The 17,998-nt window shown below is 64.8% G+C and carries 12 protein-coding genes and 2 tRNA genes; 6 read left to right on the top strand and 8 right to left on the bottom strand.

What is annotated here, in order from left to right; all coding sequences use genetic code 11:
• Positions 1-82: 82 nt before the first annotated feature.
• The 3 genes from FHR22_RS08535 to FHR22_RS08525 all read right to left on the bottom strand — a co-directional run bounded on the left by FHR22_RS08535 (position 83) and on the right by FHR22_RS08525 (position 4,282).
• Positions 83-2,494, bottom strand: a complete 2,412-nt coding sequence (locus tag FHR22_RS08535; RefSeq protein ID WP_341786584.1) for a TonB-dependent receptor — start codon at positions 2,492-2,494, stop codon at positions 83-85.
• Between the two features lie 145 nt (positions 2,495-2,639).
• Positions 2,640-3,404 carry an energy transducer TonB gene (locus tag FHR22_RS08530; protein ID WP_243853621.1) on the bottom strand — a complete coding sequence of 255 codons (765 nt, stop codon included), beginning with the start codon at positions 3,402-3,404 and terminating at the stop codon, positions 2,640-2,642.
• 11 nt (positions 3,405-3,415) lie between these two features.
• Positions 3,416-4,282, bottom strand: coding sequence for an alpha/beta fold hydrolase (locus tag FHR22_RS08525; protein WP_166941133.1), 867 nt, complete (start codon positions 4,280-4,282; stop codon positions 3,416-3,418).
• A 106-nt stretch (positions 4,283-4,388) separates the two neighbouring features.
• Here FHR22_RS08525 and FHR22_RS08520 point away from each other — a divergent pair, with 106 nt between their 5' ends.
• Positions 4,389-5,180 carry an SDR family oxidoreductase gene (locus FHR22_RS08520; RefSeq protein WP_166941131.1) on the top strand — a complete coding sequence of 264 codons (792 nt, stop codon included), beginning with the start codon at positions 4,389-4,391 and terminating at the stop codon, positions 5,178-5,180.
• A gap of 181 nt (positions 5,181-5,361) precedes the next feature.
• Here FHR22_RS08520 and FHR22_RS08515 read toward each other — a convergent pair.
• Both FHR22_RS08515 and cpdR read right to left on the bottom strand, forming a co-directional pair.
• Positions 5,362-5,436: transfer RNA gene (locus tag FHR22_RS08515), tRNA-Val, on the bottom strand.
• 71 nt (positions 5,437-5,507) lie between these two features.
• Positions 5,508-5,885: a cell cycle two-component system response regulator CpdR gene (gene cpdR, locus FHR22_RS08510; RefSeq protein ID WP_166941129.1), complete on the bottom strand. Its 378-nt coding sequence runs from the start codon at positions 5,883-5,885 to the stop codon at positions 5,508-5,510.
• Positions 5,886-6,095: 210 nt separating this feature from the next.
• On the opposite strand from cpdR, the gene FHR22_RS08505 reads away from it, so the two are divergent.
• Complete coding sequence (locus tag FHR22_RS08505; RefSeq protein WP_166941127.1) at positions 6,096-6,902, top strand: N-formylglutamate amidohydrolase; 807 nt, start codon at positions 6,096-6,098, stop codon at positions 6,900-6,902.
• A 408-nt stretch (positions 6,903-7,310) separates the two neighbouring features.
• Here FHR22_RS08505 and FHR22_RS08500 read toward each other — a convergent pair.
• Both FHR22_RS08500 and FHR22_RS08495 read right to left on the bottom strand, forming a co-directional pair.
• Positions 7,311-7,387, bottom strand: a tRNA-Pro gene (locus FHR22_RS08500).
• Positions 7,388-7,493: 106 nt separating this feature from the next.
• Complete coding sequence (locus FHR22_RS08495) at positions 7,494-7,934, bottom strand: JAB domain-containing protein (protein WP_243853620.1); 441 nt, start codon at positions 7,932-7,934, stop codon at positions 7,494-7,496.
• A 130-nt stretch (positions 7,935-8,064) separates the two neighbouring features.
• Here FHR22_RS08495 and thyA point away from each other — a divergent pair, with 130 nt between their 5' ends.
• From thyA to FHR22_RS08475, 4 genes are all read left to right on the top strand, one after another.
• The gene (gene thyA, locus FHR22_RS08490; RefSeq protein ID WP_243853619.1) at positions 8,065-9,009 is read left to right on the top strand and encodes a thymidylate synthase; all 945 of its coding nucleotides are present in this window, start codon (positions 8,065-8,067) and stop codon (positions 9,007-9,009) included.
• A 97-nt stretch (positions 9,010-9,106) separates the two neighbouring features.
• Positions 9,107-10,417 carry a 3-methyl-2-oxobutanoate dehydrogenase (2-methylpropanoyl-transferring) subunit alpha gene (locus FHR22_RS08485; RefSeq protein ID WP_166941125.1) on the top strand — a complete coding sequence of 437 codons (1,311 nt, stop codon included), beginning with the start codon at positions 9,107-9,109 and terminating at the stop codon, positions 10,415-10,417.
• A 32-nt stretch (positions 10,418-10,449) separates the two neighbouring features.
• Positions 10,450-11,454, top strand: coding sequence for an alpha-ketoacid dehydrogenase subunit beta (locus FHR22_RS08480; protein WP_166942530.1), 1,005 nt, complete (start codon positions 10,450-10,452; stop codon positions 11,452-11,454).
• Positions 11,455-11,458: 4 nt separating this feature from the next.
• Complete coding sequence (locus tag FHR22_RS08475; protein WP_166941123.1) at positions 11,459-12,775, top strand: dihydrolipoamide acetyltransferase family protein; 1,317 nt, start codon at positions 11,459-11,461, stop codon at positions 12,773-12,775.
• 90 nt (positions 12,776-12,865) lie between these two features.
• Here FHR22_RS08475 and FHR22_RS08470 read toward each other — a convergent pair whose 3' ends face one another.
• On the bottom strand, positions 12,866-17,908 hold the full coding sequence (locus FHR22_RS08470; protein WP_341786583.1) for a hypothetical protein: 5,043 nt from the start codon (positions 17,906-17,908) through the stop codon (positions 12,866-12,868).
• Positions 17,909-17,998: the final 90 nt, after the last annotated feature.

The raw sequence follows: 17,998 nt of genomic DNA, 5'->3' as shown, positions 1-17,998 counted from the left end.
CGGCACTACCGCTTCGCGCTGCCATAGGTTGGGGTGCGGATCAATGGCGGGAGCGGTATCGAACCGCCCCCGCCACCGTAGGTCAGAAGCCGACGGAGAGCGTCAGCACCGCCGACCGCGCATCGCCGGGGGTTGCCCAGCCATTGTTGCGGATGCGGGTGTAGTAGAGCTTGTCGGTGAAATTCTTCACGTTGAGCTGCGCCGAAATGCGATCGTTGAAATCATAGGCCAGATAGGCGTTGTGAACCCAATAATCGTCGGAATAGCTGATCGCCGGGACGGTCGCCGTCGGCAGGTTGAACGCGAACTTGCCCTGATAGGTCACACCATAACCGACCTTCAGGCCGAACGGCAGTTCGTAGGTGGTGAAGAGGCTGCCCGAATGCTTCGGCGTGTTCTGCAACAGCGCACCCGCGACCACGTCGGGAAACGCGGGTGAGTTCGTGCAGCTGCCCTGGCCCGGATTGGCGAGGCAGAAATCGGACACCGACTGGATCACCTTGCTCTTCAGATAGGTGTAGTTGGCGGTAACCGACCAGCCGGGCAGGATTTGCCCGACCGCGCTCAACGCAAGGCCATCGACGCGCGAATGACCTTCGAGGACCTGGTCGGGAAGCAGCGGATCGCCCGAATTGACGCGGTAGCTGTCGCGCTCGTTGCGGAAAGCGGCGGCGCTCAGCAGCAGTTTGCCGCCCGCGACCTCGGCCTTGACGCCGATCTCGTAATTTTTGGCGCCTTCGGGTTTGACGTTGCAATTGCCGTTGGCCACCGCGTCCGAGCAGGCGCCGTTCACCGACGATTGCGACGGCGTCTTCGAGTTGCCGAAGGCGGCGTAGAGGGTGACGGCCTCGATCGGCTTGTAAACGGCACCGATGCGGTAGGAGAAGAGGTTGTCGCTATATTCGGTCGGAATCACGGTGCCGAGACCGTTGCGGTTCGACCCGCTGCTCTTTTCATAGCGGACACCGCCGTTGAGTTCGAACTTGCCGAGCTTCATCGCGTCGAACAGGTAGACGGCATAGTTGTTCACTTCGCCGATCTGGCGGCCGGTCTGGGTCAGATTGACGGGGCCGGTGTAGACGTTGCTGCCATAGGTCGCACCCGGCAGGTTGGGGCCGATCACGATCTCGTTGGGATTGGCGATGTTGACATAAGGGAAATGCGCCGTCGGATCGGGCGCGGCGGGGTTGAAGGCAAAGGGATTGCTGCCGTCGGCGTTGCGATAGGCGCTGCCGCTGTTCAGCGAATATTTTTCCCACATCGCCGACGCGCCGATAACCATCGTATGTTCGATCGCACCGGTGTTGAATACGCCGCGGAAATCGATCTGATCGTACATCAGTTCGTTCTTGCTGTCGCGATAGGTGCCGCGCGGACCGGTGATGTAATAATAGCCGGCCGGAATCGTGATGTTGTAGACTTGGCCAGGGCCGGTGCGCGTATCGAGATCGACGGTGCAGGCGCCGCCGGTCGGCGTCACGCCGCTCGCGAGGCAATAGGTGCCCTGCGGCGGGCCGACGATGGTCAACTGGCTGACCTGCTGCCAGCGCGCGAGGTTGCGGACCGACCAGTTGTCGCTGAGTTCATGCTCGAAGATCGCCGTTGCCTGATCGACCGTGATCTCCTGCGTATCGACGTTGCGATAGCCGAAATAGTCGCTGCGGTGGGCGCCCGGAATGATGCCGTTATAATAGGGCACGCCATATTGCGGGATATTGTCGTCTTCCTGGTGCAGATATTGCAGCGTCAGCTTGGTTGGGCCCGACATGCCGATGCTGATCGACGGCGCAACGCCCCAGCGCTCGTAATTTTCGACGTCGCGGCCGGGAACGTCATTCTTGTGCGCCATCGCGTTGAGGCGGACCGCGATCAGGTCGTTGACACGGACATTGGCGTCGACGGTGCCGCGGTAATAATCGTCGGTGCCGACGCCGCCGGTCACGATGACGCGGGTGTCGTCGAGCGGGCGCTTGGTGACGATGTTGATCGAACCGCCGACCGAACCGGCGCCGCTCTGTACCGAGTTGGCGCCGTTGACGATTTCAAGCTGTTCGAGGTTGAACGAGTCGGAGCGGCTGTAGGCCGCGCTGTCGCGGACGCCGTCCTGCGTGATGTCGCTGCCCGCCGAATAGCCGCGGAAGTTGATCGAGTCGGCCGGGGGCGAACCGCCTTCGGCGGCGCCGAAGGTGATACCGGGCACCGTCGACAGCATGTCGCGGAGGGTAAGGAGGTTCTGCTGCTCGATCGTCTCGCCGGTGATGACGGTGACCGTCTGCGGCGTGTCGCGTACCGAACGCGTCGATTTCGGCGATTCCTGCTGCGTCTGATAATGGTCCCCGGTGACGACGATCTGCTCGCGCTCCTCGCGGCGTTCGCGTTCGCTTTGCTGATCGGTCGACGTTTCGGCATCGAGATTGGCCGCCAGCGCGGTCGTGCTCATCAGGCTGCCGACGCAGGAGAGCGCCAGGAATGTGGCGGACGTCGTATTTTTCACGGCTGTTACCCCCTTTGTTATGGACGGGCAGGCCGCTATTGAGAGTCGTTCTCACTGTCAACAGATATTGATAATCGTTCGCGATATTGTCGCAATTTGCCGCATTGCCAGCCGCAGATATAAGCGGACGTAGGGGAAGGCAGGCTCAGCGTCGCGTTTCGAGCCACCAGCTTTGCCGCCAGCCATACAGGCTGGCGACTGGATCGCCGGCGCCGTTGGTGGCGGGTTTGAAGCGAAAGCGGTCTTCGATCAGGCGGCACGTCGTCGCATCGAGCGATGCGTCGCCGCTCGACCGGGTGACGCGGCATCCCGATACGCGTCCGGTCGGGAGGATGGTGAAGCGCGTCTCGACCTCGCCGCCCGTTTTCGCGCGGCTGGCCGATTTCGGATAATCGCGGTCGCGGATCGTGCCGCTGCGCCAGACCGGCCTGGTGCCGCCGCCGGTTCCGCTCCCCGTGCCGCCCGCGCCCGTGCCGTCACCTTGCCCGCCGGCGCCCGATCCCGGGCCGGGGTTCGGCGCGGCGCCTGCCGAAGCGTCGTTTCCGGTGCCGCTCCTTGTCGCCGTCGCGATCGGCGGCGACACCGGCGGCGGGATTACCGGTTTCGGCGCGACGATGGCGGCGGCCTTGGCATGGCGGTTTGCAGCGGAGGCCTTGCCGCTCTGCGTTTCAGCGGCGACCTTTTGCGGCACCGGTTCGACGCGCGGCGGCTCAGGCGCCGGAATCGCGATCGCGGAGATCGTCTCGCCGGCCTTGCGAACGACGTCGAGATCGAGCCCGGCGGCGAAACCCAGGCCGATCGCGGCCACGGCAAGCAGCGCGCCGCTGCCCGCCGCCATTCGCTGTCGCACTGAAATCTGCCCCGTATAGGCCATCGCTGCCGTCTCGACGCGCGTGAAGGTCCCGCGCAACCGACGGGCTTTTAGAGGAATTCGTCTAGCGTGGACATGAACCGGTCGAACTGGTCGTGATGCAGCCAGTGCCCGGCATTTTCGAACTCGATCACCTTGGCGGTGCCGAAATGCGCCATGCGCCCGTCCTTGTCGGGGTTCGACGCCCAGCTGTCGGCGCCGTAGAGGAGCAGGGTCGGGCAACTGATGTTCGACCACAGCCGGTGCAGTTCGTCCTGTGGCATATCGAAGATCGTCCAGATGTTGAGATAATTGTCGAACTTCCAGCTCCAGCTGCCGTCCTCGTTGCGGCTAGCGCCGTGGATGGTCAGGTGACGTGCCTGCGCCTCGGTCAGATAGCTGTTCTCGCTCATCATCCGCGCCAGCGCTTCGTCGAGCGTGGCGTAGCGCTTCGGCGAGCGGCCCGCCGCCTGCCGTTTGTCGGCGATCCATTGCCGCATGCGTTCGTCGAACGGGGTCTTTGCACGCTCTTGCTGCACCGCGGGGGAGGGGCCGAGCCCTTCGATCGACACCAGCTTTTTCACATTGCCGGGATAGAGCCCCGTATAACGCGTCGAAATATTGCCGCCCATCGAATGGGCGACGATCGTCACCGGTGCGAGGTCGAGTTGATGGATCAGCTGCGCCAGGTCATAGACGAAGGCGCCCATTTCATAATTGCCGTCGGGCGACCAGGCGCTGTCGCCGTGGCCGCGAAGATCGGGGGCGATGACATGGTAGCGATCCGCCAGCCGTTCAGCGACCCAATCCCAGCTGCGGCAATGGTCGCGGCCGCCGTGGACGAGCAAAAGCGGCGGGGCGTCCAGATTCCCCCAGTCGGCATAATGGAGCTTCAGCCGCTGCGAGATAAAGCTGTTCGAGGTGGGGCCGCTTGCCATCGTTTCATCCTTGCTGTCTTGTCGAGTTTCAAAAGGCGACTGATTCACTCCCGTCAACCCCGCATGCGCGGCGCCGACGGATCGCCGCATCGGGGAGAAGAAATCCATGAGCACGTTCCGCGACAATCTGCTGGCCGGCAAGACGGCATTCGTCGCCGGGGGCACGAGCGGCATCAACCTGGGCATTGCGAAGCGCTTTGCCGAACTGGGGGCGAAGGTCGCGGTTGCGGGCCGCGACCCCGACAAGGCGCAGCGCGCCGCCGCCGAGATCGGTCATGACGCGATCGGCCTGTCGGGCGACGTGCGCGACTATGCCGCGATTCGCGGGGTGATGGAAACGGTGGCCGACAAGCTGGGCCCGATGGACATCGTCATTTCGGGCGCGGCGGGCAATTTTCTGGCGCCGGTACTCGGCATGTCGGCGAATGCGTTTCGCACCGTCGTCGACATCGATCTCAACGGCACGTTCAACGTGTTTCGCGGCTGCCACGACCTGCTGGTCCGGCCGGGCGCGTCGCTGATCGCGATCACCGCGGGGCAGGCGGTCAATGCGTCGGCGTTGCAGGCGCATGCCTGCGCAGCGAAAGCGGGCATCAACCAGCTGATCCGGGTTCTCGCGCTCGAGTGGGGCCCCGAGGTGCGGGTAAACGGTATCTCGCCCGGGCCGATCGCCGGGACCGAGGGGATGGCGCGGCTCGCCCCCGATGCGGCAACGCGGCAGGCGCATTATGACCGGATCGCGATGAAGCGCTGGGGCGAAGTCGAAGAGGTCGCCGAATCGGCGGTGTTCCTCTGCTCGCCCGCGGCGGGCTATATCACCGGCACGATCCTTGACTGCGACGGCGGCAGCCAGATCGGCGATGCCTCGCGCGGCGATCTGGCAAAAGGCATGGCCTGAACCCCATGCTTCCGTGCCCCTGCGAAGGCAGGGGCCCATCGCCTGCGCTATCCTTTTCCAGCGCCGGTCGCCGGATTTCGTGATGGCGGGAGATGGGCCCCTGCCTTCGCAGGGGCACGGGAAGGTTCGGATTGCCCACAGCAAAAACGCCGCCAACCCATCAGGGTGGCGGCGTTTTTAATGGTGGGCGTGGCAAGGATTGAACTTGCGACCCCTGCGATGTCAACACAGTGCTCTACCACTGAGCTACACGCCCATCCCTTGGGGTGACGCGGCCCCTAATATCCCCCGCATCGCTTGGCAAGCCCTTCGCTGGCTTTGGCGTCGTTATTGTTGGCTCGACCGGTCGGCCCGGCCGAACATATTATCGACTTCGCGCACCAGGTCCTTGAGATGGAAGGGCTTCGACAGCAATTTCGCCTGCGGCACATTTTCCTCGGCGCGCAGCGATACGGCGGCGAAGCCGGTGATGAACATCACCTGCGTCTGCGGCGCGACCTTCGCGCTATGCTGGGCGAGTTCGATCCCGTCCATTTCGGGCATGACAATATCGGACAATAGCAGGTCGAAGGTGCCCGAATCGATATAGGGAACGGCCTCGGTCCCGCGATCGACGGCGGTCACGTGATAACCGGCGCTGGTCAGCGCCCGCGCGAGATATTCGCGCATCACATCATCATCTTCGGCCAGCAAAATACGAATCATATGGAAAGTCTGTCCCCTGGTCCTCGTTGCTGCCGGTTGCTGCCGGCCACTCCGATGTCTGAAGCCGCGTCATAGCGCGAGAGATTTAACAAATTCCCGTGAGCGCTGGATTTACCTGCTCTTTTTTGGCACGCATGGCGAATGCCGCACCGCACCATCCCGCCAGCCGCCATTGCTGTCAATCGGCCCGCGGCCAGCGGACCCGTTATCGTGTCGATTCCCCACGCGGGGCGTATCTATCCGCCCGAGATCCTCTCCGCAGCGCGGGTGGGGCGGCCCGAACTCGAACGGCTCGAGGACGGATGGTGCGACCTGATCGCGCACGGCGCCTGCGAGGCGGGGGCAACGGTGGTGCAGGCGCTCTGGGCGCGCGCGGTTGCCGACTGCAACCGGGGTGAAAGCCAGATGGCGCCGAGCGAGGTGGCGCCAGCGCTGCGGCCGCAATTTTCCGCGCCGGGGCGCAAGGAGCGTGCGGGACTCGGTGTCGTGCCGACGCGGCTCGCCGATTGCGGGCCTTTGTGGAAGCGTCCGATCGACGGTGCGGGGCTCGCCTGGCGGCTCGTATCTTTCCATCGGCCCTATCAGACGGCGCTCGCCGAAGAACTTGCGGCGGCGCAGCGGCGCTTCGGACACGCCATATTGATCGATCTTCACAGCATGCCGCCGATTCCGGCGGGGCAGGCAGGCCATGGCGCCCGAATCGTCGTCGGCGACCATTATGGCGTCACCGCCGGGGCATGGCTGGTCGACTTTGTGGTCGAAGCGGCCGGGCGGCTCGACGTGCCGGTGACGCGCAACCAGCCTTATGCGGGCGGACACATCGTCCGCACCCACGGCCAGCCCGAGCGCGCGATTCATGCGGTGCAGATCGAAATCGACCGCAGCCTGTATCTGGCGCCCGACCGGTTGCCGGACGCGGATCGGCTGGCATCGCTGGCGCAGTGGTTCGCGCGGCTGGTAGCGGAGGCGGGGCAGATGGCGCCCGTTGTCGAAATTCCGCCGCTGGCAGCGGAGTAAGCGGACATATCGATCTGCTGTGGGGCGGGTTTTGGCCGAGAGCTGCCATCTCCATCCTCGTCACCCCGGACTTGATCCGGGGTCCCGCTTGGCGTCACAAATTGCCGGATAACCTTAAAAAGCGGGATCCCGGGTCAAGCCCGGGATGACGGTTATAGGAACGACAGCCTCCCACCCCAAAACCGTTATTTTCCCAGGAGCAACCAAATGACATACGCCCAATAAAAAACCACCCCGTACCGAAGTACGAGGTGGCCAGGGTCCAGGGAGGACGCACCCGCGTCACGAAGACGGGGCACTGACCGCAATGGAAAGGGGGAAAACCATAGCGGTGTGAAACCGATTTAGGACGTAATGTGCCGCGTTACAAGAACAAGCGGCATAAAATCTTCAACCAAGTGAAGATACTGGTCGGGGAGAGAGGATTCGAACCTCCGGCCCCTGCCTCCCGAAGACAGTGCTCTACCAGGCTGAGCTACTCCCCGACCGATCTTGCGCCGACCGAGGGTCGCCGCGAGGCAGGGCGGTCCTCTAGACGCGCAATCTGCGAACTTCAAGCGCCAATCGGCACATTCGCCGCGATTGCCGTTTCTACATGAATTCGGCACGGCGAAAGCTGAAATGACCGCTCGCGACGAAAATCAGATGATCGACCAGATCGACGTCCAAGGTGCGCAGGAAAAGCGCCGCCTCCTGCGTACAGCGCCGGTCGGCGTTGCTCGGCCAGGCGGCGCCCGACGGGTGGTTGTGCGCCATCAAGGCGGTCGTAATGTCGCTGTCGAGCAGGGCGCGCCAGCTACGCGCGGATATGACGCAACGCCCGCTGCGGTCGCCTTCGGCATGTTCGAGGCGCACCAGGCGTTCGTAACCGTCGAATCCGGCGAGCAGCAACATTTCGCGGTCGGGCGGGAAGTACGGGCGCAGCAGGTCGCGCGCGATGCCGCCTTCGGATTCGCGCGGCACAAATCCGGCCAGCGCCAGCGGATCGGGCGCTTTGCCGACGGGTTCGTACAGGGTCATTGCGGCGATCAAGCACGGCCCGCCGCAAAGTCCAACGCCGGGTCGCGCCATATCGGACATATGGCGCCGGCGCATTGGCCCGCGCCCTTGTCGCCTCTCGGCGCGAGGCCTAGCAAAGAGCTTCCAAACCAGGGAGCGAATCTTGCCTGATTCCATCCATTATGAGCTGCAATATCTCGACCTGATGCGCCGCATCTGGGTGGAGGGCGACGAACGCGTCGATCGCACCGGCGTCGGAACGCGTTCGCTGTTCGGCGAAACGATGCGATTCTCGCTGCAGGACGACGCGATCCCGCTGCTCACAACCAAGCGCGTCTATTGGAAGACCGCGCTGCGCGAGCTTTTGTGGTTCCTGACCGGCGATACCAATATCCGGCCGCTGGTGGCGCAGGGCGTGAAAATCTGGACCGACTGGCCGCTCGAAAAATATCGCCGCGAGACCGGGGATGCGATCAGTGCTGCCGATTTCGAAGCGCGGATCGTCGCCGACGACGCTTTTGCGGAGCGGTGGGGCGACCTGGGACCCGTTTACGGCCATCAATGGGTCAACTGGCCGCGTTATGAGGCGGTGGGCGAAGCGGGCGAGGGGCTGTATCGGCGCGCCGCGCAGGGGCATAACCAGATCGCCGCGCTGATCGACGGACTGCGCAGCAACCCGGGCTCACGGCGGCATATTTTCACCGGCTGGAACGTCGCCGACCTGGATCGCATGGCGCTGCCGCCGTGCCACATGACCTATCAATTCCATGTCCGCAGCGACGGCGGCCTGTCATGCCTGTTGTTCCAACGGTCGTGCGACCTTGGCCTTGGCTTCGCTTTCAACATTTTCGAGGCGGCGCTGCTGACGCGGATGATCGCGCAGCAATGCGATCTTCACGCGCACGAACTCGTCTGGACCGGCGGTGACGTCCATCTTTATCTCAATCACGCCGAACTGGTCGAACAGCAATTGTCGCGGGTGCCCGAGGGAGCGCCGAAGCTTCGCATCATGCGCCGGCCGGACAGCATTTTCGATTACAAGTTCGAGGATTTCACCGTCGAAGCCTATGCGCCGCAAGCGCATATTTCCGCGCCCGTTGCCGTTTGAAGCGGGCATTGCAATGCGCAGGTGGCGGTAATAATATGTCGCCGCTTTGAAATATTAATAGACGGCGCGATGATTCGCTCCGTGAAGGGATGAAGAGATGACTGAAACGCCTCCCAAGGCGAATTTGGGGCGCCCGGCGAGCAATCTGCCGCCGCTGTCGCTCCATATCCCCGAACCGCGCTATCGCCCCGGTGATACGCCCGATTTCGGCGACATTGCCATACCCGCGGTCGATGCGACCCCGCGCCCCGGCGAGGCGACCAAGCCCGACGCGATGCGCGAGCTCAGCTATGGCCTCGTTCGCGTGCTCGATTTCGATGGCGAGGCGAAGGGCCAGTGGGATCCGAAGCTCTCGCCCGAACGGCTGCGGACGATGCTGCGCTACATGATGCTAGTGCGCGCGTTCGACGATCGCATGTTCCGTGCCCAGCGGCAGGGCAAGACCAGCTTCTATATGAAGTGCACGGGCGAAGAGGCGACCTCGGTCGCCTCGACGATGGCGCTTGACCGCGGCGACATGTGTTTTCCGAGCTATCGCCAGCAGGGCATATTGATCGCGCGCGACTATCCGCTGATCCAGATGATGAACCAGATATATTCGAACCGCGGCGATCATCTGCTCGGCCGCCAGCTGCCGATCATGTATTCGGCGCCCGAACATGGTTTCTTCAGCGTGTCGGGCAACCTTGCGACGCAATATCCGCAGGCGGTGGGCTGGGCGATGGCGTCGGCGTCGAAGGGCGACAGCCGCATCGCGACCGTGTGGTGCGGCGAAGGCTCGTCGGCCGAGGGCGACTTCCATTCGGCGCTGACCTTTGCGACCGTTTATAATGCGCCGGTGATCTTCAACATCGTCAACAACCAGTGGGCGATTTCGAGCTTTTCGGGCTTTGCCGGCGGCGAGCGCACGACCTTTGCGGCACGCGCGGTGGGATATGGCATCGCCGGGCTGCGCATCGACGGCAATGATCCGCTTGCGGTCTATGCCGCGACGCAATGGGCGGCCGACCGGGCGCGGACGAACAATGGTCCGACCCTGATCGAGCATTTCACCTATCGCAGCGAGGGCCACAGCACCTCGGATGATCCAAGCGCCTATCGTCCCGCCGAAGAGCCGACGATCTGGCCGTTCGGCGATCCGATCGACCGGTTGCGCCAGCATCTCGAAACGCTTGGCGAATGGGACGGCGAGCGCCATGAGGCGCAGGCGAGAGAGCTCGACGATCTGGTCAAGACGACCCAGAAACAGTCTGAAAAACTTGGCATATTGGGCCATGGCATGCACCAGCCGTTCGAAACGATGTTCCAGGACGTGTTCGAGGACATGCCCTGGCATCTCAAGGAACAGAGCGAGCAGCTGCTCGCCGAGCAAGAGGCCAAGTTCGGCCCCAACTGGAAGCCCGAATAATGGCCCCCGAATCCCAGACCAGCACCAAAACGATGAACATGATCGAGGCGATCAACAGCGCCATGGATGTCATGCTCGGCCGCGACGACAAGATGGTCGTGATGGGCGAAGACGTCGGCTTTTTCGGCGGCGTGTTCCGCGCCACCGCGGGCTTGCAGAAAAAGCACGGCAAGACGCGGGTGTTCGACACGCCGATCAACGAATGCGGCATCATCGGTGTCGCGGTCGGCATGGGGGCCTATGGCCTGCGGCCCGTCCCCGAGATCCAGTTCGCCGACTATATCTACCCGGGGCTTGACCAGCTTGTCAGCGAAGCGGCGCGCCTGCGCTACCGTTCGGCGGCGGATTTCATCTGCCCGATGACGGTGCGGACGCCGTTCGGGGGCGGCATTTTCGGCGGCCAGACGCACAGCCAGTCACCCGAAAGCATCATGACCCACATCTGCGGCGTGAAGACGGTGATCCCGTCGAACCCCTATGATGCCAAGGGCCTGCTGATCGCCGCGATCGAGGATAACGACCCCGTCGTCTTCCTCGAACCCAAGCGCATCTACAACGGCCCGTTCAGCGGCTATTACGACCGCCCGGTCGAGCCGTGGTCGAAGCATGCCGCCAGCGCGGTGCCCGAAGGTCATTACCGCATCGAACTCGGCAAGGCCGCGACGGTGCGCGAGGGTGAGGCGCTCACCATCCTTGCCTATGGCACGATGGTTCATGTGACCAAGACGATCGTCGAGGAAATGGGTATCGATGCCGAAATCATCGACCTGCGCACCCTGCTGCCGCTCGATATCGACGCGATCGAAACCTCGGTGAAGAAGACCGGGCGCTGCCTGATCATCCACGAAGCGACGCGCACCTCGGGCTTCGGCGCCGAACTGGCCGCGCTCGTTCAGGAGCGTTGCTTCTATCACCTCGAAGCCCCGGTCGAACGCGTGACCGGTTTCGACACACCTTATCCGCATAGCCTCGAATGGGCCTATTTCCCCGGCCCGGTGCGCATCGCGACTGCGCTGACCAAGATTTTGAAGGACTGACGCCATGGCCCGTTATTCATTCCGTCTGCCCGATATCGGCGAAGGCATTGCCGAGGCCGAAATCGTCGCCTGGCACGTCAAGATCGGCGAACGCGTCGAGGAAGACGCGCAGCTTGCCGACATGATGACCGACAAGGCGACGGTCGAAATGGAATCGCCCGTTTCGGGGGTTGTCGTCGAACTGGCGGGCGAGGTCGGCGACCTGATCGCGATCGGATCGACGCTGGCGGTGATCGAGACCGATGGTGACGGCGATGTCGAGGCGCCGCCGGCGGACACGCCGGCCGAGCAGGAAATCGTGGCGGAAACGCCGGGGGCTGAAGAAGTTTCGGTGGCCGAGGTTGTCGAAAAGCCCTCTCCCCTTCAGGGGAGAGGGTTGGGAGAGGGGGCTGTTGCGGTTCCTGCTCCCGCCGATGTTCCCCTCTCCCCGGCCCTCTCCCCTGAAGGGGAGAGGGAGAAAAAGCCGGTCCTCGCATCGCCCGCCGTCCGTGCTCGCGCCAAGGACCTCGGCGTCGACCTGGGTCAGGTGCAGGCCGAAGGCGATCGCGTTCGTCATGCCGATCTCGATGCCTTCCTGCGCTACAGCGGCGGGCAGGGTTATCATGCGCCCGGCGCCAGCCGCGCGCGCGCCGACGAGCCGATCAAGGTCATCGGCATGCGCCGCAAGATCGCCGAAAACATGGCGGCATCGAAGCGCGCGATCCCGCACTTCACCTATGTCGAGGAAATGGACGTCACCGCGCTCGAAGAGATGCGCGCGGACCTCAACGCCAATCGCGGCGGCCGTCCGAAGCTGACGATGCTGCCCTTCCTGATCGTCGCGATCTGCCGCACGATCCCGCAGTTTCCGATGATCAACGCGCGCTATGACGACGAGGGCGGCGTGGTGACGCGGTACGGCGCGGTGCATCTTGGCATGGCGACGCAGACCGACGCAGGGCTGATGGTCCCGGTCATCCGCGACGCGCAGGACAAGAATGTGTGGCAACTCGCGAGCGAGATCACGCGGCTTGCCGAAGCCGCACGCACCGGCAAGGCCAGGCCCGCGGAACTGACCGGCGGGACGCTGACCGTCACCTCGCTCGGCCCGCTGGGCGGCATCGCGACGACGCCGGTGATCAACCGTCCTGAAGTGGCGATCATCGGTCCGAACAAGATCGTCGAGCGCCCGGTCTTCGACGGCGACGAGATTCGCCGTGCGAAGCTGATGAACCTGTCGATCAGCTGCGACCACCGCGTCGTCGATGGCTGGGATGCAGCCAGCTATGTCCAAGCATTGAAGAAGCTGGTCGAGACGCCGGTTCTGCTGTTCGCGGATTGAGCTAAACCGTCGCCCCCGCGAAGGCGGGGGCCGCCATCGGCCTAGCGCAAGGTTGCCAGCGGCCCCCGCCTTCGCGGGGGCGACGGGATTTTACAGCCCCAGCCCCTGAAAGCTCGTCTGGTCGAACTTCAGCTTGAAGGTCACATAGGCGCCCGAACGGGCATAGCGTGCATCTTCGAAATCGCGGTCGTGGAAGCCGGCGAAATTATAGCCGAAGGTGATGTTCGCATTCGTCATCGGCGCGAGCGTCACCGTCGGGCCACCCGCCCAACTGACGGTGTCGGCATCGGTGCCGACGCGCACGGTGCCCGACGCGCCGACATCGACATGCTCGCCGAGGTTGAAGCGGAAGTCGGCGCCGATCAGGTTCGACCAGCCTTTGACATCATCGGCGCCGAAACGGTCGAAATTATAGCGCGTGCCCCAGAAGAAGCCGATTTCGGCGCGCTCGTACCAGCCTTCGCCGAACCCGCGATCGCCGAGCGGCGTCCAGTTGACCGACAGGCTGTTGAGCAGGCGACGGCTTGTCGCGTCGCCGTCGATCGTCAGCGAGGGGCCTCCGATCGGTCCGGCCTGACCCGCGATCGCGTCACGGACCTTGTCCGAACGGAACTCGCTCTTGTTGAGCCAGGAAATCCGCGAATCCGCGGGGCGGTGCGCCCAGCTCATTTCGAACTGGATCACCTCGGTCGTCGGCGTCGTGCCGGCGCCGCTCGCCTTGGCATAGGTGAAGAGCGCGCCGAGCGCACGGCCTTCGCCGAGTTGGCGTAAGCCCCCGAGCGTCAGGCCGTAGCGATTGGCGAGCTCGCCATCGCGATATTCGGCGCGTCCGGTCAGCGTCCAGCGGTCGGCGCGCCAGGTGGCGCCGGTGCTGATCGCGAGGAAATCCTCGGTCAGGGTGCCGCCGGCGCCGAGGAAGCCGCCCGATGCGACCGGCTGGTCGGCATTGAGCACATCTTTCGCGCGAATGCCGCCGAGGGTCCGGTTGCCGTCGACCGAGACGTCGACCGACAGATGCTGGCCAAGCTTCAGCGACTGCGACAGACCATAGGCCGCGAAGCTGCGCGGGCCATATTCGCCGATGTCCTGCTGGTTCGCGGTGGCGAGCAGCCGCGCGCCGGCCCACGGGGCAAGGTCGAAGCCGAGCCGGGCGGTGCGCGCCTTGATCGTATCGCCATCGGCGATCTCGTAGCTGCCGACCAGATTGACGTCGCGGGTGATCGCGAAGCGCGCGCCGAGGCGGTGGCGGGTGGGGAAATCGACGCTCGCATCCTTGCCGCCGAGGGCGAATTCGGTCTGCGCGTCGAGTTCGAGGCGTTTATTGAACAGCCGCTGTGTCGCGCCGAACTGGACGAGGTTCGACCGGTTGCGGGTGCCGTCGCTGAGCCGGTCGTCGGCGTGGGTCAGGCCGGCGCGGCCGACGGTCGTGCCATTGTCATATTCGGCGAGGATCCGTGCGGCGCGGCGGCGCGATCCGGCATCGAGATAATCCTCCTGCCAGGCGCTGCCGGTGACCGAGAGGGCGCGGGTGGCGCGCAGCCGCGCATCGAACCCGAACTTGCGCGTGCCGTCCTCGCCGCGATTGAGCTGGCCCGCACCGAAACCCGTCTCGCGCTCGCGGACATAGGCGAGGAGATCGGCCTTGCTGCTGTGATGCTCGGCCTCGATCAGCCAGGCCTTGGCGCTGCCGGTTGTGGCGGCGGGGCTGCCATTCTGGGCTTTCGCGTCGCTCACCGCGACTTCGGCGCGGATTTCGGTGTCGATACCGGGGCGGTAGCGCGCGTCGACCCCGCCGAGATTGGTCTTGGCATTACCGTCTTCGTCGTGGATCAGCGTGGCGCCGACACGCAATTTTTCGTCATTCGACCGGTAGCTGACGCGGCCGCCGGCGTTGAGGACGCGCTGGCCGACGCCGTCGACTTCATATTCGGCGACGATGAACTTCGGGTCGAGGCTGGACGAGCGGCTGAGCACCGGGTCGCGGAAACGGAGCGTGCCGGCGAGATAGTCGATGTCATAGTCGACATGACGCGTCAGCGTGACGGTTTCGACAATCCGCTCGCTGTGCAGCCGGTCGCGCGTTTCGATGACGATGCGTTCGCTGTTCGGCAATATATCCTTTGCGCCGAGCTGGTACGGGCCGGTCAGGCCATTGCCCTGGATCTCGTCGCGGCGGAAACGATAGGGTGTGTCGGCGGCGAAGGCGGTCGCGGCGAGGTTGCGGCCGCGATATTCGGCCTTGCCGCCGTTGAGCGCGCGCTGGTAACGGGCGAGCTGCGGTTCTGAAATGCCCGTCTCGATATCGCCGAACATCGCATAGAATTGCGGGCGTTCGAGGCGAAGATAGAGTTTGCGCACCGACGCCGCGTCGTAGCGGGTCTCGTTGCGGTCGGCGTAGATGGTATAATAAGCGCGCGGGTCGATGACGCCGCCGAAACGCGCATCGTCCTTGTCCTTGTCGCTGTCGTAGGCGAGCGTCATCAGCCATTTGCCACGCACCCGGCCCTTGGCATAGAGCGCGAGCCGCGCGTCGGCGCTGAGGTCGTCCAGCGTTTCCGCCACCGGCTCCATCCGGTCGTCGAGCGTATTATAACCGAGCGTGCCCGCGGCAAAACCGACGACGGTCCACGGGCGATTACCCGGATCGAGCCAGGTCTCGACCGTCTGCTTGCGTTCGACCTTGTCGTCGCGGAAGGTGAAATCCATTGCCAGCGTGCCCGACGCGGTCGTCGGTTCGAGTTCGATATAAGCGATGCCGTCGTCGCCATCGATCTTCCAGATCGGGCGGGCGCGTTCGAGGCCCGCGAGCTGGCGGGCCTGCTGCGCATCGGCCTCGATCGCCGGATAATAAGGGGCGGGAACGCTGAAATCGCCGGTCAGTCCGCTGCGCACCGGCTTGCCGTCGCGGTCGGTGAGGCGAACGGCGAGCATGGGGCGCGTCACGCCGTCGGCGATCAGCACCGACCGCTCGCGGATCAGCGTCGCGCGCATCGGCGTGATCGAATAATGCACGGCGCGGTCGATGGTTTGGATCGTAACGCCGCTCGCATCCTTTATCTCGGCGCTGAGGCGGTTTTCGCCTTCGCGGATTTCGATGCCGCGCCACATGCCGACAATGACGCTGCCATCCGCCGACTTGCGTTCGCCTTCATAGGTCATGTCGTCGACGGGCTTGCCGTTGACGCGCAAGGTGACGGTCTGGCCGGGCAGGTGCTTGACAATGGCACGCACCGATTTCGAGCGTGGATTGTGGTCGGTGCCGGGGAATATCCAGCCGGTGCCCGGCGTTTCGCCCGCCAGCCAGTCGCGGCCCGCACCGGCGGCTTCCTGGTCGCTGAGTATGATCGGCGCGGAGATGGCGCCGGTTTTGGGCGCCGCGCGTGGTGTGCTGGCGACGGCGCGGAAGTCGGCGCGCTTCAACGCGCCGCCGCGGCCTTCGACGAAGCGCGATATTGCGCTGCCCGCGCTTTGCGTCGAGCGCGCGCAATCGACCGCCTCGCGGTCGAGCGGCAACGTCGACGGGTCGATCTGCACGACATGGATGCCCGGGCGGACGCCTTCGAAATGATAGCGGCCGCCTTCGTCGGTGACGGTGTAGCTGCCGTCTTGCAGCATCACGCGCACGCCGGCGATGCCTGCTGCCTTGCCGGGATCGACGCCGCAGCCGCCGTCGGCGATGCGGCCGATGATCGTCATCCGGTCGCCGAGCTGGTCGCGTTTGATCGCGATCGTCGCTTCGGCAATATTGCTCGAAGTGCCGCGATTGTCGGTCGCGGTGGCGCGGTTGAGCGCGTTGCCAGGCTGCGCCGAGACGACGACTTCGGCCAGATAGGTGAGCAGGACCGAGCGCGCCGCCGCGACGCCGGGCAGCGTGACGGCAAACTCGCGGCCATTCGCCGCGACATCGGGGGTGATCGACACGCCGTCGGCGCGGACGGTGTTCGCGCGCAGGCGCATGCCGGCGGGCAGGACGTCGCGCACGGTCACCGCGCCCGTATTGCGACGCGTGTCGCGATTGGCGACTTCGATCCGGTATTGGATGACGTCGCCGGGCACCGCGACCGCGGTCGAGGTGGTCTTGCGGAGGATCAACGGCAGACCGGGCTGGTCGACAGGAACGTCGACGCGCACGGGCGCGGGGCTGTTCAGCGTGAAGGCGTTGCCATAGCTGGCCCCGGTGATATCGAAGGGCAGGCCGTCGTCGGGGCGGCGGAGGCCGGCAAGGTCGGCCGCGCTCGATTTCGACGGTGCGGTATAGGGCGCCGGCGGCTCGACGACGAGGCGGTAGGTGCCGGGGGCGACGAACGGGAAGCGATAATCGCCCGGCGGGAAATCATAGGTTGTGCCGCCCGCGTCGCGGACGCTCTGGCCGGTGACGACGCTCGACGGATAAGCGGACACGCCGTCGTCGCCGAACACCTGGGCCGGCTGGCCGGTCGCGGCGTCGACGATTGTCACGCGGCTGCCCGCGACGGGCGCACCGTCGCCGCTGTCGAAGACGATACCGAACGGGTCGACGAGGAAATTGAGGGTCGCCAGCGCAACGAGGCTGGCGTCGGCGCGGTCGCTGACCTGCACGCGGACCGGCGTGCCGGGGGTCACCGACAGCCGGCAATCGCCCGCGACGATTGCGGGCGGGACGCCGATCGTGTTGATGATGCCGATGAATTCGCCGCTGTTCGCCGCGGTTTCGGTCAGCGTGATCTGTTCGCGGTCGCCATTTTCGAGTGCGAGGGTGACGGGCAAGGCATCGCGCTGCTGCGGATCATGGTTTGCCGAGGCGAGGACCACCCCGACCACCACCACTTCGCCGGCGCGAAAGCTGTCGCTGCTCTGCAAGGCGGCGGGGGTCGTGGCGATGCCGGCATAGGGTCCAGCGAGCTGGATGAGCTTGCCACCATCGCTGCCGTCGCATTGCGTGGGAACCACCGGCGCCGATTTGGCGCCTTGTTCCCCAAGGCGATAGGTCGTGATCCGCGGCGGTTCGGGCGGGCGTTGGCGAACCGTCAAGTCGACGCGATTCGACAGCACCTGGCCCGCGCCGCCGTTCCACGCGGCCGAAGCGGTGTTGGAAATGACCTGCGCGCTTGCGCCTGCCGCGGGCAGCATCGCTGCCGCGACCAGGGCGGTCACGTGGCCGAGATGTTTCGGAGACAGCCGCATGTCAGCGCCGAAGGGAGCAGCGGTTACCGGATTGCACCGGAAAACTCGCTGCTCCGTCCG

The organism is Sphingopyxis panaciterrae, from assembly GCF_011762125.1.
Lineage (GTDB): Bacteria > Pseudomonadota > Alphaproteobacteria > Sphingomonadales > Sphingomonadaceae > Sphingopyxis > Sphingopyxis panaciterrae.
Note: the sequence above shows the minus strand (reverse complement) of the source record. Positions and strands in the feature narration are given on the sequence as shown.

Excerpts from the sequence above, each read along its gene's own strand:
- cpdR (WP_166941129.1), bottom strand. The coding sequence starts at position 5,885 with ATGATTCGTATTTTGCTGGCCGAAGATGATGATGTGATGCGCGAATAT.
- FHR22_RS08525 (WP_166941133.1), bottom strand. The coding sequence starts at position 4,282 with ATGGCAAGCGGCCCCACCTCGAACAGCTTTATCTCGCAGCGGCTGAAG.
- FHR22_RS08480 (WP_166942530.1), top strand. The coding sequence starts at position 10,450 with ATGAACATGATCGAGGCGATCAACAGCGCCATGGATGTCATGCTCGGC.
- FHR22_RS08520 (WP_166941131.1), top strand. The coding sequence starts at position 4,389 with ATGAGCACGTTCCGCGACAATCTGCTGGCCGGCAAGACGGCATTCGTC.
- FHR22_RS08485 (WP_166941125.1), top strand. The coding sequence starts at position 9,107 with ATGACTGAAACGCCTCCCAAGGCGAATTTGGGGCGCCCGGCGAGCAAT.
- FHR22_RS08475 (WP_166941123.1), top strand. The coding sequence starts at position 11,459 with ATGGCCCGTTATTCATTCCGTCTGCCCGATATCGGCGAAGGCATTGCC.